Genomic DNA, 514 nt, shown 5'->3' on the forward strand with positions numbered 1-514 from the left:
AGTTAAAGGTAAGGTGGTTTTGCGCCTCAATCCAGGCCCGCGTCTGCTCCGAATCTAGATCCTCTAGCCAGCGGTAGGGATCCGGCACCGGCTGCCCGTGGTAGATGTCCACAACAGTGGGATCGGGATAGCTGGGGGGATAGTTGAGCATAAGACCTAATCGCTGGAGACCCATTCCACTATGGCAGAGGGAGGAGCCGAGAACCCACTCTGAGGACTCTTGGGATCAAGCCCCGCTATAGTAGAAGCCGGGTTTTCCGGGTGAGTTTCGTGCCACACCTTTTCTCCACTCCCTTGCAACACGCAGAGATCGGGCGAATTGGGGCCTATCCCCTGGGCCAAGGTCGCTATCGTTTTTCCGTATGGGCGCCTCTGCTTGAACGGGTGGAGCTGAAGCTGCTCACCCCTGTTGAGGGATGCCTTCCCCTGGCCCGAGATGACCAGGGCTATTGGCAGGCAGAGGTGGACGGGATCCCGCCTGGGCCGGTGGACTATCTCTACCGTCTGCACACCC

At 59.1% G+C, this 514-nt stretch carries 1 protein-coding gene and 1 pseudogene; one reads left to right on the plus strand and one right to left on the minus strand.

Annotated features, from left to right (window positions below; translation table 11 throughout):
• On the minus strand, positions 1-175 hold a 175-nt coding region (locus NW820_RS13505; protein ID WP_414407790.1), incomplete at its 3' end, for a hypothetical protein.
• An 86-nt stretch (positions 176-261) separates the two neighbouring features.
• On the opposite strand from NW820_RS13505, the pseudogene NW820_RS13510 reads away from it, so the two are divergent.
• Positions 262-514: pseudogene (locus NW820_RS13510) on the plus strand (hypothetical protein); the annotation flags it as partial.

It is taken from the genome of Synechococcus sp. R55.7 (genome assembly GCF_047461955.1).
In the GTDB taxonomy this organism is placed as follows: domain Bacteria; phylum Cyanobacteriota; class Cyanobacteriia; order Thermostichales; family Thermostichaceae; genus Thermostichus.